At 70.7% G+C, this 19,181-nt stretch carries 17 protein-coding genes; 15 read left to right on the top strand and 2 right to left on the bottom strand.

Annotation, left to right across the window (positions count from 1 at the left end):
* Positions 1-14: 14 nt before the first annotated feature.
* The 13 genes from DEJ46_RS09860 to DEJ46_RS09800 all read left to right on the top strand — a co-directional run bounded on the left by DEJ46_RS09860 (position 15) and on the right by DEJ46_RS09800 (position 13,566).
* Complete coding sequence (locus DEJ46_RS09860) at positions 15-644, top strand: DsbA family protein (RefSeq protein WP_150265287.1); 630 nt, start codon at positions 15-17, stop codon at positions 642-644.
* Positions 645-780: 136 nt separating this feature from the next.
* Complete coding sequence (locus DEJ46_RS09855) at positions 781-1,368, top strand: dTDP-4-dehydrorhamnose 3,5-epimerase family protein (RefSeq protein ID WP_150265285.1); 588 nt, start codon at positions 781-783, stop codon at positions 1,366-1,368.
* Positions 1,369-1,409: 41 nt separating this feature from the next.
* Positions 1,410-2,816, top strand: coding sequence for an NDP-hexose 2,3-dehydratase family protein (locus tag DEJ46_RS09850; protein WP_150265283.1), 1,407 nt, complete (start codon positions 1,410-1,412; stop codon positions 2,814-2,816).
* Positions 2,816-3,775 (top strand): Gfo/Idh/MocA family protein, encoded by a 960-nt coding sequence (locus tag DEJ46_RS09845; RefSeq protein WP_150265281.1) that lies wholly within the window; start codon positions 2,816-2,818, stop codon positions 3,773-3,775. Before DEJ46_RS09850 ends, DEJ46_RS09845 begins: the two co-directional genes overlap by 1 nt.
* 213 nt (positions 3,776-3,988) lie before the next feature.
* A complete protein-coding gene (locus DEJ46_RS09840) occupies positions 3,989-4,252 on the top strand; it encodes an acyl-CoA carboxylase subunit epsilon (RefSeq protein ID WP_190622537.1) in 264 nt (87 codons plus the stop codon).
* Positions 4,249-4,458: a hypothetical protein gene (locus DEJ46_RS09835; protein WP_150265277.1), complete on the top strand. Its 210-nt coding sequence runs from the start codon at positions 4,249-4,251 to the stop codon at positions 4,456-4,458. Before DEJ46_RS09840 ends, DEJ46_RS09835 begins: the two co-directional genes overlap by 4 nt.
* A 4-nt stretch (positions 4,459-4,462) precedes the next feature.
* Positions 4,463-5,434 carry an alpha/beta hydrolase gene (locus DEJ46_RS09830; RefSeq protein WP_150265275.1) on the top strand — a complete coding sequence of 324 codons (972 nt, stop codon included), beginning with the start codon at positions 4,463-4,465 and terminating at the stop codon, positions 5,432-5,434.
* A gap of 593 nt (positions 5,435-6,027) precedes the next feature.
* Positions 6,028-6,624: an NADPH-dependent FMN reductase gene (locus DEJ46_RS09825; RefSeq protein WP_150265273.1), complete on the top strand. Its 597-nt coding sequence runs from the start codon at positions 6,028-6,030 to the stop codon at positions 6,622-6,624.
* A 110-nt stretch (positions 6,625-6,734) separates the two neighbouring features.
* Complete coding sequence (locus DEJ46_RS09820) at positions 6,735-7,970, top strand: MFS transporter (RefSeq protein ID WP_150265271.1); 1,236 nt, start codon at positions 6,735-6,737, stop codon at positions 7,968-7,970.
* Positions 7,967-9,118 (top strand): glycosyltransferase, encoded by a 1,152-nt coding sequence (locus tag DEJ46_RS09815; RefSeq protein WP_150265269.1) that lies wholly within the window; start codon positions 7,967-7,969, stop codon positions 9,116-9,118. The genes DEJ46_RS09820 and DEJ46_RS09815 overlap by 4 nt, the downstream gene beginning before the upstream one ends.
* 50 nt (positions 9,119-9,168) lie before the next feature.
* Positions 9,169-10,329, top strand: a complete 1,161-nt coding sequence (locus DEJ46_RS09810; RefSeq protein WP_190622535.1) for a DegT/DnrJ/EryC1/StrS family aminotransferase — start codon at positions 9,169-9,171, stop codon at positions 10,327-10,329.
* A gap of 278 nt (positions 10,330-10,607) precedes the next feature.
* Entirely contained in the window at positions 10,608-12,524 is a 1,917-nt protein-coding gene (locus DEJ46_RS09805) for a 2-oxoacid:acceptor oxidoreductase subunit alpha (protein WP_411757736.1), read from the top strand.
* Complete coding sequence (locus DEJ46_RS09800; RefSeq protein ID WP_150265265.1) at positions 12,514-13,566, top strand: 2-oxoacid:ferredoxin oxidoreductase subunit beta; 1,053 nt, start codon at positions 12,514-12,516, stop codon at positions 13,564-13,566. Before DEJ46_RS09805 ends, DEJ46_RS09800 begins: the two co-directional genes overlap by 11 nt.
* Positions 13,567-13,709: 143 nt before the next feature.
* Here the strand turns inward: DEJ46_RS09800 and DEJ46_RS09795 are convergent, their stop codons facing one another.
* A complete protein-coding gene (locus DEJ46_RS09795; protein ID WP_150265263.1) occupies positions 13,710-15,641 on the bottom strand; it encodes an acyl-CoA dehydrogenase in 1,932 nt (643 codons plus the stop codon).
* 280 nt (positions 15,642-15,921) lie between these two features.
* Here DEJ46_RS09795 and DEJ46_RS09790 point away from each other — a divergent pair, with 280 nt between their 5' ends.
* Both DEJ46_RS09790 and DEJ46_RS09785 read left to right on the top strand, forming a co-directional pair.
* The gene (locus tag DEJ46_RS09790) at positions 15,922-16,587 is read left to right on the top strand and encodes a ScbR family autoregulator-binding transcription factor (RefSeq protein WP_411757735.1); all 666 of its coding nucleotides are present in this window, start codon (positions 15,922-15,924) and stop codon (positions 16,585-16,587) included.
* A gap of 107 nt (positions 16,588-16,694) precedes the next feature.
* Complete coding sequence (locus DEJ46_RS09785) at positions 16,695-17,930, top strand: cytochrome P450 family protein (protein WP_150265260.1); 1,236 nt, start codon at positions 16,695-16,697, stop codon at positions 17,928-17,930.
* Positions 17,931-18,072: 142 nt separating this feature from the next.
* Here DEJ46_RS09785 and DEJ46_RS09780 read toward each other — a convergent pair whose 3' ends face one another.
* On the bottom strand, positions 18,073-19,101 hold the full coding sequence (locus DEJ46_RS09780; RefSeq protein ID WP_150265258.1) for a saccharopine dehydrogenase NADP-binding domain-containing protein: 1,029 nt from the start codon (positions 19,099-19,101) through the stop codon (positions 18,073-18,075).
* Between the last annotated feature and the right edge of the window lie 80 nt (positions 19,102-19,181).

Genomic DNA, 19,181 nt, shown 5'->3' with positions numbered 1-19,181 from the left:
AGCAGGAGACCCCCATGCCGGCACAACCGCAGCCCGTACGCATCGAGATGGTCCTCGACGTCATCTGCGCCGCGTCCTACATCGGATACACCAGGCTCGCCAAGGCGGTCGCCAAGCACCGCGCGTCCGGCGGCGACGTCGAATTCACCTTCAGCCCCTTCCAGCTGGCACCGGAGGCGACCGGCGAGGGCGAGCCGCTGCTCGACGCGCTGCGCGAGGTGTTCGGCGAGGAGGCCGCCGCGCACACCACCCAGGTCGCCGCGGACGCGGTGCGCGACGGCCTGGAGCTGAACTACGACCGGGCCATCGCCACCAGCACCTTCGGCGCGCACCACCTCATCGCGGTGGCGAGCGGGCAGGGCAAGGGCGAGGAGGCCGTCGAGCGGCTCTTCCGCGCACACTTCACCGACGGGCTGAACATCGGCGACCCGGCCGTCCTCGCCGCCCTGGCCGAGGAACTCGGCGTCATCGTGCGGGAACCGGCCGGCGCGGCGCTCCAGGCGGAACTCGACCGGGTGCGCCGGCTCGGCGTGCGGGGTGTTCCGGTGTTCGCGTTCAGCGCGGGCCCCACCGTCACCGGCACGCAGAGCGAGGACTTCTTCCGGCAGATCCTCGTCAAATCGAGCAACTCTTCCGTCAACTGACGTGAAACCTCCGGCAATTCACTTGCCTCCGGTTTTCGCCGAGTAGAGCGTAGCGGCACGTGTGCGCCGCATCCCCTGGCAGACGTCCGTGCGGCGCCATCTGAGGAAATCACCTCGACAGGGATGTGGAACGGCAGTGCACATAGCAGAGTTGGAAATTCCCGGGGTGTTCGTCGTCACTCCGGAACTCCGTAAGGACGAGCGCGGATCCTTCTTCGAAGGAATGCGGGCGGACGAGTTCGAAACGGTCATGGGGCGGACTTTCGTACCGCGCCAGATCAACTACTCGGTGTCGCAGGAGAACACCCTGCGCGGCATCCACAGCGTGACCAGCCCCCCGGGACAGGCGAAGTTCGTCACCTGCGTCCGGGGGGCACTGCGTGACTTCGTGGTGGACCTGCGGCCGGGCTCGCCCACCTTCGGACAGTCCGCGAGCAACGTCCTGGACCCCGAGTCCGGCCGGTCGGTCTTCGTTCCCGAAGGCGTCGGCCACGGCTTCCTCGCCCTCGCCGACGACTCGTGCATCTCCTACGTCCTGTCGAGCGTGTACGTGCCCGGCACCCAGATCGACATCAACCCGCTCGACCCCGACCTGGCCCTTCCCTGGGGCTGGACCCGGCCGCCCCTGATGTCGCAGAAGGACGCGAACGCCATGTCGCTGCGACAGGCCGAGGAGGCAGGCCTGCTCCTGCCGTACAGCGCCCCGGACGCCAGGCCGGCCTGATCACCCGTCATATCCCGTCATCCCAACCTCAGGAGTACGCCATGTCGGCTACGTTCGTCACGACCGCAGTCGGCCAGACTGCCCTGCAAGCCCGCGAGGACGCTGCGATCGCCGACCGGATAGCCCGGTCGGCGGCGAGCACGGCCGGCGCGCAGCTGAGCACGGAGGCCTTCCCGGACTGGCTCGAGGAGCGCCGCAGGGCGCACCGGTTCCGGGTCGACCGGATCCCGTTCGACGCCCTCGAAGGCTGGTCGTTCGAGGAGGGCACCGGGAACCTGGTGCACCGCAGCGGCCGGTTCTTCTCCGTGGAGGGACTGCACGTCACCCACGAGGGGGGCGCGTTCCCCCAGTGGCACCAGCCGATCATCAAGCAGCCCGAGGTCGGCATCCTGGGCATCCTGGTCAAGGAGTTCGACGGAGTCCTGCACTTCCTCATGCAGGCCAAGATGGAGCCGGGCAACCGCAACCTGCTCCAGCTCTCGCCGACCGTGCAGGCCACCCGCAGCAACTACACCAAGGTCCACGAGGGCGCGGACGTCAAGTACATCGACTACTTCGTCCGGCCCGGCAAGGGCCGGATCCTGGCCGACGTGCTCCAGTCCGAGCACGGCTCGTGGTTCCTGCACAAGAGCAACCGCAACATGATCGTCGAGGCCGTCGGCGACGTCCCGCTCGACGACGACTTCTGCTGGCTGACCCTGGGGCAGATCGGCGAGCTCCTGCACCGGGACAACGTCGTCAACATGGACTCCCGTACGGTCCTGGCCTGCGCGCCCTTCCCGGACCAGGCCACCGGCGCACTGCACTCCGACACGGAGCTGCTGTCGTGGATCACCGCCGAGCGCTCCCGGCACGACGTGAGCGCCCGCCGGGTGCCGCTGGACGGGCTCCCCGGCTGGCAGCGGAGCGAGGAGGCCATCGACCGCGAGGACGGCCGGTACTTCCGTGTCGTCGCGGTCTCCGTCCAGGCGGGCAGCCGCGAGGTCTCCGGCTGGACCCAGCCGCTGTTCGAGCCGTACGGGCTCGGCGTCGCCGCCTTCCTCACCCGGTGGATCGACGGGGCGCTCCACGTCCTGGTCCACGCCCGGGTCGAGGGTGGCTTCCTCGACACCATCGAGCTCGGCCCCACCGTCCAGTACACCCCCGACAACTACTCCCACCTGGACGGCGACGGCCGCCCCCGCTACCTCGACGAGGTCCTCGCGGCCGGGCCCGACCGGATCCGCTACGAGGCGCTGCACTCGGAGGAGGGAGGCCGGTTCCTCAACGCGGAGAGCCGCTACCTGCTGGTCGAGGCGGACGAGGAGACCGCCCCGCTCAACCCGCCCGCCGGGTACCGCTGGGTCACGCCCGGCCAGCTGACCTCCCTGGTCAGGCACGGCCGCTACGTCAACGTCCAGGCCCGCACCCTGCTCGCCTGCCTCCACGCGACCGGGGCCGGTGCCTGATGGACGCCCTGCGGATCGGCGTCCTCGGCTGCGCGGACATCGCACGCCGCCGCATGCTGCCGGCGATGGCGGCGGCGCCCGGCGTGCGGGTCGCCGCGGTCGCGGGCCGCGACGCCGACCGGGCGCGCGAGCTCGCCGGACGGTTCGACGCCCGCCCGGTGCACGGCTACGCCGCCCTGCTGGCCCGGGACGACGTCGACGCGGTGTACGTGCCGCTGCCCGCGGCCCTGCACGCCGAGTGGGTCGAGGCGGCGCTGCGCGCCGGCAAGCACGTCCTCGCGGAGAAGCCGCTCACGACCGACCTTGCCGCCACGGAGCGACTGTTCGACCTGGCGACGGAGTCGGGCCTGTTCCTGATGGAGAACGTCATGTTCGTCCATCACCCCCAGCACGCAGCCGTCGAGAAGCTCGTGGCCGAGGGTGTGATCGGCGAACTCCGGGGATTCCAGGCGTCGTTCGCTGTGCCCCGACTGCCCGACGGTGACATCCGCTACCGCCCCGAACTCGGCGGCGGCGCCCTGTGGGACACCGGTGTGTACCCGCTGCGGGCCGCCCTGCACTTCCTGGGCGAGCGGCTCGGAGTCGTCGGCGCCACCCTCTCGCACGGCCCCGCCGACGCGGTCGACACCTCGGGCGCGGTGCTGCTGCGCACCCCGGAAGGGGTCGGCGTGCAGCTCTCCTTCGGCCTCGACCACGGATACCGGTCGATGTACGAGCTGTGGGGGAGCGAGGGCAGAGTCACCGTCGAGCGGGCGTTCACCCCGCCCGCCGACCACCGCCCCCTGGTCCGTGTCGAGCGGCGCGGCGGCAGCGAGGAAGTGGTCCTGCCCGCCGGCGACCAGGTGGCCGGCACCGTGGCCGCGTTCGCCCGGGCCGTGCGCTCCGGAGCGGCCCCCGATCCGGTGATGCTCACCCAGGCCCGGCTGCTCCAGGCCGTCCGGGCGAGGGCGGCGGTGTGAGCGCGACCGCCGGGTGATCCCCCCCCAGCATCCCCCTTCGCACGACCTGACGCAGCGCCGTCCGCCCTTCCGTACAGGGCGGGCGGCGTCTGTCCGTCCGGGGCCCGCTCAGTCGGCCCGCTCGGTCGGCCCGCTCAGCCGGTCCGCTCAGCCGGCCCGACCGCCCGGCCCCCACGGATCCGAACCAGGACTCGTCCGGAAAGGACAAAGAACGTGACCACCCAGACTCCCACTCCCGCTCTCGACGCCGAGCACCTCTTCCGCGTGGAACGAGGTGTGCCCACCGAGGAGGAGACGGCCGCACTCGCCGTGGTCCTCCTCATGCGCATGTCCGGCACGCCGGGCGCCGGAGAGGAGCAGGGCCCCGCCCCCGCCCACTGGCGCAGCCGCGACCGCGCGCACGGCCACCGCGTCGCCCCCCGCAGCTGGCGCGCCGGAGTGCGCCGCCCCGAGCCGGGCGCAGGAGAGCCCGGATGACGACACTCGAGAAACCCCCGACGATGCCTTCCGACACCGGCCTGGCCACACGGTCGTACACCGCGACACCCCTGCGCACGCTCGTACGCCGCCGTATCGCGTGGAGCCTCGGCCGCCGCCAGGGGCCGCCGGGCAGGGCCGACCGCCGGCTCCCCGGTCACCCCTCCCCGGGACCTTCCGATCCGTCCGTGCACGAGGAGTACTGATCACATGGCGCAGCCACCACATTCCGGTGCCCCGGAGATCCGTGAGATCACCCTCGATGCCGGCGGCGTCCCGATCTCCGCGCTGCTCGCCGAACCGGCCACGCAGCCGCCGCGTGCGGTGGTGGTCGCCATCCACGGCGGCGGCATGCGGGCCGGCTACTTCGACAGCCGGTCCCGCCCCGGCCTCTCACTCCTGGCCCTGGGGGCCGAGCTCGGCTACACCGTGCTGGCCGTCGACCGCCCCGGCTACGGTCTGTCCCTCGCGCAGCTGCCCGACGGGCAGGGCGTCATCGACCAGGCGGTCACCCTGCACGCCGCGCTGGCCGACTTCGCCGCCACCCGTGACATCGGGGCGGGCTTCTTCCTCGTCGCCCATTCCAACGGCGGCAAGCTCGCGCTGGCCGCCGCCGCGGACGAGCGCGGCGGCGACCTGATCGGCCTGGACATCTCCGGACTCGGCAACCGCCTCGCCGTGGCCCCGCACCAGTTGCCCGGCACCGGCAGGCACGGTGACTGGCGACGGCACTGGGGAGCCCTGCGGCTCTATCCGCCGGACGCCTTCCGGCTCGGCCGCGCGCTGATCTGCCCGGTTCCGGCCGCCGAGGCGCAGCAGGGGCCGCTGTGGCCGGAGCTGTATCCCGGCATCGCGGCGCTCGTGCGGGTGCCCGTGCGCTTCACCTTCGCCGAGCAGGAGCAGTGGTGGCTGTTCGACGAGGAGGCCATCGCCGCCCTGCGGCGCCCCCTGTCGGGGGCGAAGACGACGGTGGACCTCCAGCCGGACGCCGGCCACAACATCAGCCTCGGCTGGGCGGCCCGCACCTACCACCTCAGGGCGCTCGGGTTCCTGGAGGAGTGCCTGCTGGCGAAGGACGCGGCACCGCCCGGGAACCGGATGCGGAGCAGACAGGCACAACCCGACAGCGGAGGAGCGGACACCCGACATGCAGACGCCCATCGAGCACACACGTACGCGTGAGAACCGGCCGGCGTGCCGCACCGGCCGGAGCGAGGCCCCGGGAAGGCCTGCCGCCGAGCTCGGATCCGGGCGGCCCGTCCTCCTGGCCGGCGAGGAAGGGGACATCCCCGACCGCCACATCTTTCGCGGCATCGACTGAACCGAGAAGGCGGGAGGATCCCTTTGACGCATTCGCCGCGGTCGCCGTGGCGAGAAATAGGCATTCGAAAAGGGGCTGAAAACCGAGGTCCCGTCATGTGCCGAAATCGTGGCCCGACGCTCGCCACGCCGCCGCGGCCCAGGCGGCGCAGGGGGCGGCCGGCACCCCCGGACGGCCGTCGGCCGACGTGGACCGGACGTTCCTCTGACGTGCATGACAAAGATCTGTAGAACTCCACGCGGATATGAACTGCATTCCCTTGACCCCGGATTCCAGGTCGAAGATGCTAACTAATGGTTTCGGTTGAGCTGGGGGAATCTGGATTCCAGAGATCGCGCGCCTGGCATCACACTCTACGCCGATCAAAGGTAGCGGAATCCGGCGATTGTCCCCTCGGACCAAAATCTCTCGGCCCCGGCCACGCAGGACGCTACACAGATTGGAAGAATTTCCTATGCAGGAGAACCCCATCAAGCTCGCCGTGATCATCGGCAGCGTACGCGGCGGCCGTTTCGGCCCGACAGTCGCCAACTGGTTTGTCGAGCAGGCGAAGAAGAGCGGCGAATTCACCGTCGACCTCATCGACCTGAAGGACTTCCCGCTCCCCATGGAGATGCCGGCGTTCGGCGAGGAGCCCGACGCCGAGACGAAGGCGGTCTCGGACCGGCTCTCCGCGCGCCTCCACGACGCCGACGCCTTCGCGGTCGTCACCCCCGAGTACAACCACACGGTCGGCCCGTCGCTGAAGAACGCCATCGACTGGTACTTCGAGGAGTGGAGCCTGAAGCCCGTCGGCCTGGTCTCCTACGGCGGCATGGGCGGCGGCCTGCGCGCCTCCGAGCACCTGCGCCAGATCTTCGCCGAGGTCCACGCCACGACCGTGCGCGACATGCTCAGCTTCCACAACGCCTGGGGCGACTTCGAGAAGGACGGTCAGCCCGCCAGCCCCGCGGGCAGCGAGGACGCGGCCGCGAACCTGCTGAAGCAGGTCGCCTGGTGGGCCGACGCGCTGCGCGAGGCGCGCAGCAAGGGCATGTACAAGCTGCGCTGAGGCCAGGCCCGTTCCGTACGAAGTTCCGGGCACCGGTCACCCCACTGGTGCCCGGCGCTGTTTCCCGTATGTCGTGCCCAAGACCTTGCCATACCTGGGAGTACCCCGCCATGAAAGCACCGACGAGCACCGGCCGCAGCGGCGTGCTCCCCATCCTCATGCTCGCCTCGACCCTCTCCGTCATGGCGGGGGCCGTCATCTCCCCCGTCCTGGAGATCATCCGGGGCGACCTCGAACTCAGCGCCACGGCCGCCGGCCTGATCCTCACCACCCACGGCCTCTCCATCGCCCTGGCCAGCCCGGTCGTCGGCTGGATGATCGACCGCTGGGGCGTCCGGACCCCGCTCGTCTGGGGACTGCTGCTGTACGGGATCGCCGGCGGCGCCGGGGCGTTCACCAGCTCCTACGCGGCCCTCATCGCCACCCGCGTCCTCTTCGGCGCCGGTGCCGCCGCGGTGTTCGCGGGCACCACCGTCGCTCTCCTGTCGCTGTACACCGGGGATCAGCGCAACCGCGTCATGGGCTGGCGCTCCACGGCCATCAGCCTCGGCGGCGTCACCTGGCCACTGCTGGCCGGAGCCATCGGCGGCTTCTCGTGGCACGCCCCCTTCGCGATCTACTTCGTGGGCATCCCGCTGGGCCTGGCCGCGCTGGTGATGCTGCCGGCCACGACGAGCGCCGGCGCCGGGTCGGGCGCGCCCAAGGAGCGCATCCTTCCGCTGCTCGGCCGGCGCCCCGCACTGCTCGGCTACTACGCCCTGTTCGCCGTCAGTTCCGTACTGCTCTACGGCCTGGCCGTGTTCCTCCCCATCCGGCTCGGGGAGATCGGCGTCGAGCAGCCGTTCCTCGTCGCCGCCATCGGCGCCACCGTGTCGGTCGCCATGAGCGTCATCGGCTTCGCGTACGCCAAACTCCGGGCCTCGATGGGCTACGGGCCCCTGCTGCGGCTGACCGCCGCCTCCTGGGTCCTCGCCTTCGCCTCGCTCGGTCTGACCGGCAACGTCCCGATGATCGTCGTGGGCTCGGCCCTCTTCGGCCTGGGCATGGGCATCCTGATGCCCGCCGTCACCGTACTGATCGGCGACACCGCGCCGCCCTCCCTGCGCGGCCAGGCCACCGCCCTGTCCGGCACCGCCTCCTTCGCCGGGCAGTTCGCCTCCCCGCTCGTCCTCGGCCCGCTGATCGACAGGACCTCCGTGCAGACGGGATTCCTGGCGGCGGGCGGCGCGGCCACGCTGCTGCTCCTGATCCTGCTGGCCGTCCGGATCGACGATCCGGCCCTGGCGCGGGACGGCGAGGCCGAGCAGGCCCCCCGTGAACCCGTCACTTCCGAGGAGAAGTCATGAAGGTCCTGTTCATCCCCGGCGGCAGCGCGGCCACGGTCTTCGGACTGGTCCCGCTCGCCCATGCGCTGCGCGGCGCCGGCCACGAGGTGATCATGGCCTCGACCGAGGACATGATGCCGGTGATCACCGGCACCGGCATTCCCGCCACCGCCGTGACCTCGCGCGACATCTGGCACTACGTCACCACGGACCGCGAGGGGAACCGCAAGGAGGAGACGCCTCTCGACCTGGAGGGGCAGGCCCTTTCCACCGGCCGCTGGTTCGCGCAGATGGGCGCCGACTGGCTTCCCGCTCTGCTCGACATGGCCAAGGGCTGGACGCCCGACCTGGTCGTCGGCGGATCCATGTCGTACGTGGCCCCGCTGATCGCCGCCCACCTGGACATTCCCTACGTACGCCAGGCCTGGGACATCGACGACTCCAACATCCAGGACCGCGGCGCCGAGCTCGAACTCCGCCCGGAACTGGACGCCCTGGGCCTCGACCGGCTCCCCGAGCCGGACCTGCGGATCGAGCTCGCCCCGCCGAGCCTCACCCCGCCCGAGGTCGCCCCGGCCGAGCTCATGCGCTGGCTCCCCGGCAACGTGCAGAGCGCGCTGGAGCCCTGGATGTTCACCAAGGGCGAGCGACGCCGGGTCTGCGTCACCTCGGGGAGCCGCGCCAGCAAGGAACGCGAGCACACCTTCGAGTTCCTGCAGGCCGTGGCGCGGGACCTCGCACCGCTGGACGTCGAGATCGTCATGCCGGCGCCCGAGAAGCTCGCGGTCGAACTGCGCAAGGTGATCCCCGGCGTCCGTGCCGGCTGGATACCGCTCGACGTCCTCGCGCCGACCTGCGACCTGGTCGTCCAGCACTCCGGCGGCGCCACCACCCTGACCGCCCTGAACGCCGGCGTCGCCCAGCTCATCATCCCGGAGGCCGTGGTCTTCGAGGCGCCGGCACGGCGCATCGCCGACTACGGCGCCGCAATCATGCTGCAGCCGGCCGAGGCCACGCCGGAGCGAGTGGCCTCGGCCGTCGCCGAACTGCTCGCAGACCCCTCCTACACCGAGCGCGCGCGGGAACTGGCCCAGGAGATCGCCAGCCTGCCGCTGCCGTCCGACATGGTCGGGCGACTGGAGAAGCTCGCCGCCCGGAACCAGGGCTGACCGTCTGCCCCCGAGCGGACCGCCCCGACCCACTCATCCAGGAGACAGACGTGATCAATCTCTTCCAGCCGCAAGTGGGCGAGGAGGAACTCGCCGCCGTGGCCGAGATCTTCGAGAGCAGGTGGCTGGGGCACGGCCCGCGCACCAAGGCGTTCGAGGCCGAGTTCGCCCAACACCTGGGAGTCGAAGCGGACCGGCTGGTCTTCCTCAACTCCGGCACGGCCGGGCTCTTCCTCGCCATGGAGATGCTGAACCTGTCCGAGGGCGACGAAGTCGTGCTGCCGTCGACGAGCTTTCTCGCCGCGGCCAACGCCATCGTCGCCCACGGCGGGCGCCCGGTCTTCTGCGATGTGGCCGCGGAGACCCTCAACCCCTCCTGGCAGGACATCGAGGCGGCCGTCACGCCGCGCACCAAGGCCGTGATCGTCCTGCACTACGGCGGCTACCCCGGTCACATCGTGGAGATCGCGGAGCGCTGCCGCGCCCTCGGCATCCAGCTGATCGAGGACTCCGCCTGCTCCCCGGCGTCCCGCGTCGACGGCAAGGCGGTCGGCACCTTCGGCGATCTGGCCATGTGGAGCTTCGACGCCGCGAAGGTCATGATCACCGGGGACGGCGGCATGCTCTACGTCCGCGACGCCGAACAGGCCGCACGGGCCAGGCGACTGGCCTACCACGGTCTGGTGCAGGCGACCGGGCTGGCCTACGCCAAGGTCTCGCACCGATGGTGGGAGCTGGAGGTGCCCGAGATCGGGCGCCGGGTCATCGGCAACGACCTCACCGCCGCCATCGGCCAGGTACAGCTGCGCCGGCTCGACGAGTTCATCAACCGGCGCCGCGAGATCGTGGACCTGTACAACACCGAGCTGGCCGACATCGACGGCATCCGGCTCCCGCCGGAGCTGCCGGCCGGACACGAGTCCTCGTACTACTTCTACTGGGTGCGGATGAGCGCGGCCATCCGCGACCAGGTCGCCTCCGACCTGCTCGCGGCCGACATCTACACCACCTTCCGGTACGCCCCGCTGCACAAGGTGCCCACCTACGGCTCCGATGCCGTGCTCCCCGGCAGCGACCAGGCCGCCGGGGAGACGCTCTGCCTGCCGATCCACCCCGGGCTGAGCGACGCCGATGTGCTGACCGTGGCCGCCGCCCTGCGCAAGGCGGTCGAGGCGCACAGCAAGGAACCGGTCCCGGGCAACGACGCCTGAGGCCCGCACGGCCGTACGAGTGGTGCCTGCCCGGCACCCTCGTGGGGGCACTCCTCCATGACGACACCAGGGGCACACTCGGCAGGCCGGGTGTGCCCCTGGTGCCGTTCGCCCGGTCCTGCGCCCGGTCGTGTGGCCGGACCTGCGCCCGGCTCCGCTCTGCACCGGCTTTGACCGTCTTCTGACGCCCTCCGAACCCAGTTGAAGGGCACCGCAAGAACCTCACCGAAGGCTGATCCGGGACGTATTGAACCGGGGTCCGGGACCGAACAGGGTAGATGCTGTCGCCTGTGCCCCAAGCGACTCCGGGAAGCAACACGGTGAGGAGAACAGTGAACGTGAAGGAAGTCCGCAGGTTGGACCGGGTGATCATCCGGTTCGCGGGTGACTCCGGTGACGGTATGCAGCTCACGGGCGACCGCTTCACCTCGGAGACGGCCTCGTTCGGCAACGACCTCTCGACGCTGCCCAACTTCCCCGCCGAGATCCGGGCACCGGCCGGCACCCTGCCGGGGGTGTCGAGCTTCCAGCTGCACTTCGCCGACCACGACATCCTCACCCCGGGCGACGCCCCGAACGTGCTGGTGGCGATGAACCCGGCGGCGCTGAAGGCGAACATCGGGGATCTGCCGCGGGGCGCGGAGATCATCGTCAACACGGACGAGTTCACCCCGCGGGCGATGCAGAAGGTCGGCTACGCGACCTCGCCCCTCGAGGACGGGTCGCTGGACGCGTACCAGGTGCATCCCGTGCCGCTGAACACGCTGACCGTGGAGGCGCTGAAGGACTTCGCCCTGTCGCGCAAGGACGCGGGCCGCTCGAAGAACATGTTCGCGCTGGGGCTGCTGTCGTGGATGTACCACCGGCCGACCGAGGGCACCGAGAAGTTCCTGCGGAGCAAGTTCGCGAAGAAGCCGCAGATCGCCGAGGCCAACGTGGCCGCCTTCCGGGCCGGCTGGAACTTCGGCGAGACCACCGAGTCCTTCGCCGTCTCCTACGAGGTGGCGCCGGCGGCGAAGGCGTTCCCGCCGGGCACGTACCGCAACGTCTCCGGGAACCTGGCCCTCTCGTACGGGCTGATCGCCGCCGGCCGCCAGGCGGACCTGCCGCTGTATCTCGGCTCGTACCCGATCACGCCGGCCTCGGACATCCTCCACGAGCTGTCCAGGCACAAGAACTTCGGGGTGCGCACCTTCCAGGCCGAGGACGAGATCGCGGCCATCGGCGCCGCGCTCGGCGCGGCCTTCGGCGGCTCGCTCGCGGTGACCACCACCTCCGGGCCCGGCGTGGCCCTCAAGTCGGAGACCATCGGCCTGGCGGTCTCCCTGGAGCTGCCGCTGCTGATCGTGGCGATCCAGCGCGGCGGGCCCTCGACCGGGCTTCCGACCAAGACCGAGCAGGCCGACCTCCTGCAGGCCATGTACGGCCGCAACGGCGAGGCGCCGGTGCCGGTGGTGGCGCCCAGGACACCGGCCGACTGCTTCGACGCGGCGATCGAGGCCGCACGGATCGCGGTCACCTACCGCACCCCGGTCTTCCTGCTCTCGGACGGCTATCTGGCCAACGGCTCCGAGCCGTGGCGGATCCCGGAGCTCGACGAACTGCCGGACCTGCGGACGCAGTTCGCGCAGGGCCCCAACCACACCCTGGACGACGGCACCGAGGTCTTCTGGCCGTACAAGCGCGACGAGGAGACCCTCGCGCGCCCCTGGGCGATCCCCGGCACCCCCGGCCTCGAACACCGCATCGGCGGCATCGAGAAGCAGGACGGCACCGGCAACATCTCCTACGACCCGGCCAACCACGACTTCATGGTCCGCACCCGGCAGGCCAAGATCGACGGCATCGACGTCCCGGACGTCGAGGTCGACGACCCGGACGGCGCGAGCACCCTGGTCCTCGGCTGGGGCTCCACCTACGGGCCGATCACCGCGGCGGTACGCCGGGTCAGGGCCGCCGGCGGCGTCGTCGCCCAGGCGCACCTGAACCACCTCAACCCCTTCCCCCGCAACCTCGGCGAGGTCCTCGCCCGCTACGAGCGCGTGCTGATCCCGGAAATGAACCTGGGTCAGCTCGCCACTCTCATCCGCGCCAGGTACCTGGTCGACGCCGAGTCCTTCACCCAGGTCAACGGCATGCCCTTCAAGGCCGAGCAGCTCGCGGTCCGTATCCAGGAGGCCAACGATGCCCGCTGAGGCCCTGTCCCTCGTACCCCGCGCCGAAGCCGCCCTCGCGGCAAAGGACTTCAAGTCCGACCAGGAGGTGCGGTGGTGCCCCGGCTGCGGTGATTACGCGGTCCTCGCCGCCGTCCAGGGCTTCATGCCCGAACTCGGCCTGGCGAAGGAGAACATCGTCTTCGTCTCCGGGATCGGCTGCTCCTCCCGCTTCCCGTACTACATGAACACCTACGGGATGCACTCCATCCACGGCCGCGCCCCGGCCATCGCCACCGGCCTGGCCACCTCCCGCCGCGACCTGTCCGTCTGGGTCGTCACCGGCGACGGCGACGCCCTGTCCATCGGCGGCAACCACCTCATCCACGCCCTCCGCCGCAACGTCAACCTGAAGATCCTGCTCTTCAACAACCGGATCTACGGGCTGACCAAGGGCCAGTACAGCCCCACCTCCGAGGTCGGCAAGATCACCAAGTCGACCCCGATGGGCTCGCTCGACGCACCCTTCAACCCGGTGTCCCTCGCACTCGGCGCGGAGGCCTCCTTCGTGGCCCGCACGGTCGACTCCGACCGCAAACACCTCACCGAGGTCCTGCGCCAGGCCGCCGACCACAACGGCACGGCCCTCGTCGAGATCTACCAGAACTGCAACATCTTCAACGACGGCGCCTTCGAGGTCCTCAAGGACAAGGACCAGGCCAAGGAGGCCGTCATCCGCCTGGAGCACGGGCAGCCGATCCGCTTCGGCGCGGACGGCGCGAAGGGCGTCGTCCGCGACCCCGTCACCGGCGAGCTCGAGGTCGTCGCCGTCACCGAGGACAACCAGTCACGGATCCTCGTCCACGACGCGCACGCGCCGTCCCCGGCCACGGCCTTCGCCCTGTCCCGGCTCGCCGACCCCGACACCCTGCACCACACCCCGATCGGCGTGCTGCGCAGTGTGGACCGGCCGGTCTACGACACCCAGATGTCCGACCAGCTGGACGCCGCGATCGAGCGGGACGGCAAGGGCGACCTGGGAGCGCTGCTCGCGGGCGGCGACACCTGGACGGTCGCCGGCTAGGGCGTGCCGTGAGGAGAGGCCCGCCGACAGGGCCGGCCGACGGGGCCGGCCGACGGGACCGGCCGACGAGCCGGTCTGCGGGGCCGGCCGGGGCCCGTGGGAGGGCCCCGGCCACCTGGAGCGGTGGGCCGCTCCGAGGCGCGTCACTCCCAGAGGGGAGCCGGACGGGCCCACTCGTCCGCGTCGTCCCCGAGCCGCCGGCCGGCGGCGATCGGGACGGCCTGAAGGAACTCGGAAGGCAGGTCGAAGGCGTCGGCCAGGGCCATCATGTGGGGGGCCAGACCGGCGACGACCCCGTTGACGAGGTAGGGGAGCGCGCGGACGTGATCGGCGCTCACGTGGCCCTCCGCGAGCAGATCGCCCGTGTGACCCTCGATCTGGCGGAGCAGGAACAGTCGGCACAGCTGCTCGAGGAGCGCGCGCGTCTCGTCGCTCTCCGCCCGCGCCACCGCTTCGACGAAGGAGTCGGCCGCCTTGAGGGCGGCATAGGCCGAGACCATCTCCAGGGCCGGGCCGGACGCCTCGTTCCACCGGCCCAGCGGGTCGCCCTTGGGACCCTGACGCAGCGCCGTACGCGCCCGCGTCTGCCAGAGCGCCACGACCTCGACGAGGAGATCGCGGAGGCAGTGAAGGCTGGTCAGCGACATGTCGGAGGGCAGGTCGGGGTGGACGGCACCGCGCTCCACGTCCTGCCCGAAGAGCATCTCGGATCCGGCCTTCACCCAGATGACGAGGTTGTCCCCCTCGGCGGTGATCCCGCCTTCGATGTTCTGGGTCAGCTCGGAGATGCCGTTGACGGGGAAGAACCCCTGCGCCCCGCAGCGCTCGCGGGCCTCGGTCGTCAGGGCCCGGGCCTGCCAGGTGATCCAGCCCTTCGCGATGGCGACGAGCCGCTCCACGTCCGCCCGCTCCTCGGGGGCGTGCTCCGTCCAGCGGGACACCGTCGCGCGGTGGAGAAAGGTCATCGCGTACGCGGTGGCGAGGCCGTGAAGGAGTCGGCCGTGGTGACTGCGGTGCGCCGCCAGGGGCACCCGCTCACCGAGCTTCGGGCCGCTGATGTAGCGCGAGTGGGCGTGGCGTACGGCGATGGCAAGGGCCGCGCGGGACATGCCGAGGGTGCCTGCGCTCATGCAGAGCTTTCCGGCGGTGACACGGCCGACCGACGCGAGGAAACGCTTGCGCGCGCTGCCGATCTCGCTGTCGAGGCGGCCCTCGCCGTCGAGGCGGCCGTGGGCTCCCTCCAGCAGGGCCTCGCGGGGGAGCCGCACGTGCTCGAAGGCGGTGAGGCAGTGGTCCACGGGAGTGCCGGTACGGTCGGGGAGCTTGCGGACGTGGACCCCGGGAAGGTGGCCGTTCCGGTCGCTCAGCCGGGTGAGGAAGAGGAAGACTCCCTGGTCCTCGCCGTCGATCACGAGGCGGGCGGCGACGACGGCGCTCTTGGGCCCGCCGGTCAGGCTCGTGTTCGGCATGAACTTCTGGGCGCCCGGCGTCGGCGTGTGCAGGATGAAGCCCCCCGTCTCGGGGTCCGGCACGGCCGTGGTCCGGAGTGCCGCAGCGTCGTTGCCGTGGTCAAGCTCCGTACAGAGAAACGTTCCTGTGCTGCGCATCGAGGTGAACTCGGAGAGGTCGCGGCCGGCGGTGCCGTTCCGGTGGTCGAGCAGGCTGCCCAGGAACAGGTTGTAGTGGATGCTGGCGAGGGTGCACACGCCTCCGTCCGCGACTCCGACCCACTCGTGCAGGGCGGCGAGCGACCGCACGTCCCCCGCGAGGTCCAGGGGGGAGTCGACGAGGGTGTTGACCATGCGCAGCCGCTCGTACCCGAGGGCCGTGCGGGCGCCGGTGGACAGGCCGGCGCGGTGGCGGAACTCCTTCGCGGCGAGCAGGCGCCGCCATGTGCCGTGGACGCGGTTCCTGTCCTCCTGGTCGAAGAGCAGGTGCGTCAGGTCCTGCTGTAAGCGAGAGGCGCCGTCGACCGGTTGGACGCTCGTGCGGCGCTCCGGGCGGCGCTGCTCGGGTATGCGCTGCGGCTCCGTGTCCCGGGCCGGATGCTCGGCGCGGAAGGTCAGGATGCTCATGATCAAAGTCCCCCTCTGAACACTGTCAGCATTGATGGGACCATAAAATACCTACCAACCGGTTTAATCAACAGGAGGACGTGCTTGAAAAACCGGCTGACTGGTTTTATCCTGAGGGTCGACCGCAGCGCTCCGTGACCACTGGGTGTCCATAAACGCCCTTTTGGAGCGTCTGAGGTGACTGAGCGTTCGCCCTGTAAGGGTCCGTCAGGCCTGAGTAAGATTGATACCGGATGGTTTCTTTCTCTGGAGGTGGACCGTGGTACGGCAGGAACGGGCTGTGAGAACACGCCAAGCGGTGCTGGTGGCGGCTGCGGAGGTCTTCGACCAGGTCGGGTACGACGCGGCGTCGATCTCCGACATCCTCACCCAGTCCGGTGTGACCAAGGGGGCTCTGTACTTCCATTTCCCGTCCAAGAAGGATCTGGCGCAGGGGGTCCTGGACGCACAGGTCGACGCTCTGCCGGCCGTACCCGAACGGGAACTGAAGCTCCAGCAGTCCATGGACGAGGCGATGCTGCTGGCCCATCTCCTCCGGAAGGAGACGGGTGACCCGATCGTCAGCGGCAGCGTGCGCCTGACCGTGGACCAGGGGTCGAGCAAGGACGGCCTGGACCGGCGTGTGCCGATGCAGCGCTGGATCGATCACACCCAGGGCCTCTTCGAAGCGGCCAAACAGGCGGGGGAGATCCTGCCGCACATCGACGTGGAGGCCATCACCAAGCTGGCCGTCGGCGCCTTCACCGGAGTCCAGGTGCTGTCGAACATCATGACGGAGCGCGAGGACATGCCGGAGCGGGTCGTCGACCTCTATCAGAACCTCATGGCGGCCATCGCGGCACCCGCGGTCCTCGCCCGTCTTCAGTTCGACGTGGGGCGAGGCGCGGAAGTGTTCGAGGAAGTCGTACGACTACGGGACGAGAAGGCCGAGCTCGCCTCACCGTGAGCCGGTCGGCGCGATCCGTCACGGGAACACCCACGCCGAAGGCGGAGTGTCCCCGTGGGGGAACCGGATCGCGCTCACACCACACCAACACGAACGGGGACAGCACGATGACAGCACCTGCATGCCCTTACGCACTCGACGTCCTGGGACGTGACCTCGCCGGCGAGGCCGTCATGTTGCAGGGGCAGGGCGCAGCGGTGGAGGTGGAACTGCCCGGCGGAGTCCTCGCCTGGGCAGTCACCCGGCAGCGGTACGTCAAGCAGGTCCTCGGTGACCCGCGGGTCTCCAAGGACGCCCGTAAGCACTGGCCGGCGTTCCGTGAAGGACGCATCACCGAGCAGTGGCCCCTCTACCCCTGGGTGGCGAACGAGAACATGCTCTTCGCCTACGGCGAGGACCACTCCCGTCTCCGCCGCCTGGTCGCGGGAGCGTTCACCGCCCGCCGCACGGAAGCGCTCCGCCCGCGCGTGGAGGCGATCGTCGAGGAACTGCTGGACGGACTGGAGCTCCTGCCCGGCGGTGAACAGACCGACCTGCGGGCGGTGTTCGCCAAGATCCTGCCCGTGCGGGTCATCTGTGAACTGTTCGGGGTCTCGGAGGCCGACAGGAACCCCCTGTGCTCCGCCCTGGACACCGTCTTCGACACCACGGTCAGCGGCGAGGAGATGGCCGCGGCACGGCTGCGGGTCTTCGGGATACTGGGCAAGATCGTCCAGGAGAAGCGGTCCGAGCCCGGTGACGACCTGACGTCCGCCCTGATCGAGATCCGCGACAACGGCGAGGGGCTCCAGGAGCAGGAACTCCTCGGCACCCTGTACCTCATGATCGCGGCGGGCCAGGAGACGACCTGCACGCTGATCGTCAACGCCCTCGCCGCCCTGCTGCCCCGTCCCGAGCAACTGGAGCACGTCCGGTCGGGCCGGGCCGGCTGGGACGACGTCATCGCCGAGACCATGCGGACCCACAACCCGGCGGCCTTCTCGCCCATGCGGTTCGCCGTGGACGACATCGACCTGGACGGTGTGTCGATCAAGAAGGGCGACCCCATCGTGGTGTCCTTCGCCGCCCCCGGGATCGATGCGGAACACCACGGGGCCGACGCCGCCACCTTCGACCTGATGCGCGCCGGCCGCCGCGAGAGTCTCGGCTTCGGCCACGGTGTCCACCACTGTGTCGGAGCCCCGCTGGCCCGGCTGGAGGCGTCCGTCGCCCTGGCCCGGCTCCTGGAGCGTTTCCCGCGGATGACGATGGCCCGCCCGGTGGAGGAGCTCGACCCGATGGGGTCCTTCATCGTCAACGGATACAGCTCGCTCCCCGTCCTCCTGGACCCGGTGGCCGACTGACCGCGATCCCCGCTGTCCGGCGATGACACATACCCGACACCACTCGGTAAACCGAGCAGCCGGTTTGTTAGTCCGGCAGGTGAACAACGGAGCCGGGCAGGCGCCGGACGGCCGGTGGCACCGGCGAGGAGAGCCCGGACGGTCACGTGAGGGACAGCGAAGCCTGCTCGGTCAGCGCGCGGAGGAAGTCGGGCGCGTCGAAGACGGCACCGGCGGAGGCGACGCCGACCGTCCTGATCCGGCCGGCGAGGACGCGGTGGACCGCTTCCACCGCGAGCGGTGCGCTGAAGGCGTAGATGTCCCGGCCGCTCGCCGTGGCGCGCCGCTCCTCGCCGCCGGAGCGTACGACGACGTCGACGAGGAAGGTCTGGGCCGAGCGCCCGGACCCGTCGGCCGCGGTCGGCGCCGGCGTCTCCGGGGCCACCACGTCCCTGGCCGCCTCGACCGTCATGTAGGTGCGCACCTCGGGGACGGCCAGGTGGCTCGGGACGGTGACGACGTCGGCCATGGTGAACTCGCCGATCACGGACCGGACCCCCATCGGTTCGGGGAAGGACCACGTCGTCGTCGGCGGAGCGTCGTCGCGGTACTGCATCCGGCCCTCGCTGAACACGGCCCGCCGGCCCTCCCTGCGCTGCCGGGAGACGGTGCCCGCGCTGCGGGTTCCGGCGGTGGGGTGCCAGCTGCTCAGGGCGTACGCGACATGGGCCTCGTCGGCCGAGGTCCAGTCGCCCATCGCCGCAGTGACCAGCAGGTCGCCCAGGCCGCCGAAGAAGGCCATCGCCGGGATCACGACCGTGCCGGCCTCGGCGGCGCGCTCCGCGAACCGCGCGAACGTGTCGGCGTTGGCCTCGAGTTCGGCGGCCACGTCCACGTACGGGATCCCGGCGCGCAGCGCCGCCTCGATCACCGGGGCAGCCGTCGAGGCGAAGGGCCCGGCGGCGTTGATCACGGCGGCCGCGCCGGCCAGGGCGCGGTCCAGCGAGGCCGCGTCGTCGACCGTGGCCGGCCGGACGGCGAGCCCCGGGTGGGCCGCGCCGAGCGCCGCCAGCTTGCCCGCGTCGCGTCCGGTGAGGATCGGCACGAACCCCCGGTCCAGCAACTCCGCCACCACGAACCGCCCGGTGTGCCCGTAGGCACCGAACACCGCTACCGCCTGACCTGCCGTCATCGACTTCTCCCGCCGCCCGCTTGCCGCTCTTGCCGTTGCCCGTTTGTTCAACTGTGAACATCTTGCGGGGTGATGAGCGG

Source organism: Streptomyces venezuelae, assembly GCF_008642375.1.
GTDB classification, from domain to species: Bacteria; Actinomycetota; Actinomycetes; order Streptomycetales; family Streptomycetaceae; genus Streptomyces; species Streptomyces venezuelae_G.
This window is presented reverse-complemented; position numbering and strand designations above follow the sequence as displayed.

Coding starts and splice junctions, on each gene's coding strand:
- DEJ46_RS09860 (WP_150265287.1), top strand. CDS start 15: ATGCCGGCACAACCGCAGCCCGTACGCATCGAGATGGTCCTCGACGTC.
- DEJ46_RS09850 (WP_150265283.1), top strand. CDS start 1,410: ATGTCGGCTACGTTCGTCACGACCGCAGTCGGCCAGACTGCCCTGCAA.
- DEJ46_RS09845 (WP_150265281.1), top strand. CDS start 2,816: ATGGACGCCCTGCGGATCGGCGTCCTCGGCTGCGCGGACATCGCACGC.
- DEJ46_RS09835 (WP_150265277.1), top strand. CDS start 4,249: ATGACGACACTCGAGAAACCCCCGACGATGCCTTCCGACACCGGCCTG.
- DEJ46_RS09830 (WP_150265275.1), top strand. CDS start 4,463: ATGGCGCAGCCACCACATTCCGGTGCCCCGGAGATCCGTGAGATCACC.
- DEJ46_RS09825 (WP_150265273.1), top strand. CDS start 6,028: ATGCAGGAGAACCCCATCAAGCTCGCCGTGATCATCGGCAGCGTACGC.
- DEJ46_RS09820 (WP_150265271.1), top strand. CDS start 6,735: ATGAAAGCACCGACGAGCACCGGCCGCAGCGGCGTGCTCCCCATCCTC.
- DEJ46_RS09815 (WP_150265269.1), top strand. CDS start 7,967: ATGAAGGTCCTGTTCATCCCCGGCGGCAGCGCGGCCACGGTCTTCGGA.
- DEJ46_RS09805 (WP_411757736.1), top strand. CDS start 10,608: ATGCTGTCGCCTGTGCCCCAAGCGACTCCGGGAAGCAACACGGTGAGG.
- DEJ46_RS09800 (WP_150265265.1), top strand. CDS start 12,514: ATGCCCGCTGAGGCCCTGTCCCTCGTACCCCGCGCCGAAGCCGCCCTC.
- DEJ46_RS09795 (WP_150265263.1), bottom strand. CDS start 15,641: ATGAGCATCCTGACCTTCCGCGCCGAGCATCCGGCCCGGGACACGGAG.
- DEJ46_RS09785 (WP_150265260.1), top strand. CDS start 16,695: ATGACAGCACCTGCATGCCCTTACGCACTCGACGTCCTGGGACGTGAC.
- DEJ46_RS09780 (WP_150265258.1), bottom strand. CDS start 19,101: ATGACGGCAGGTCAGGCGGTAGCGGTGTTCGGTGCCTACGGGCACACC.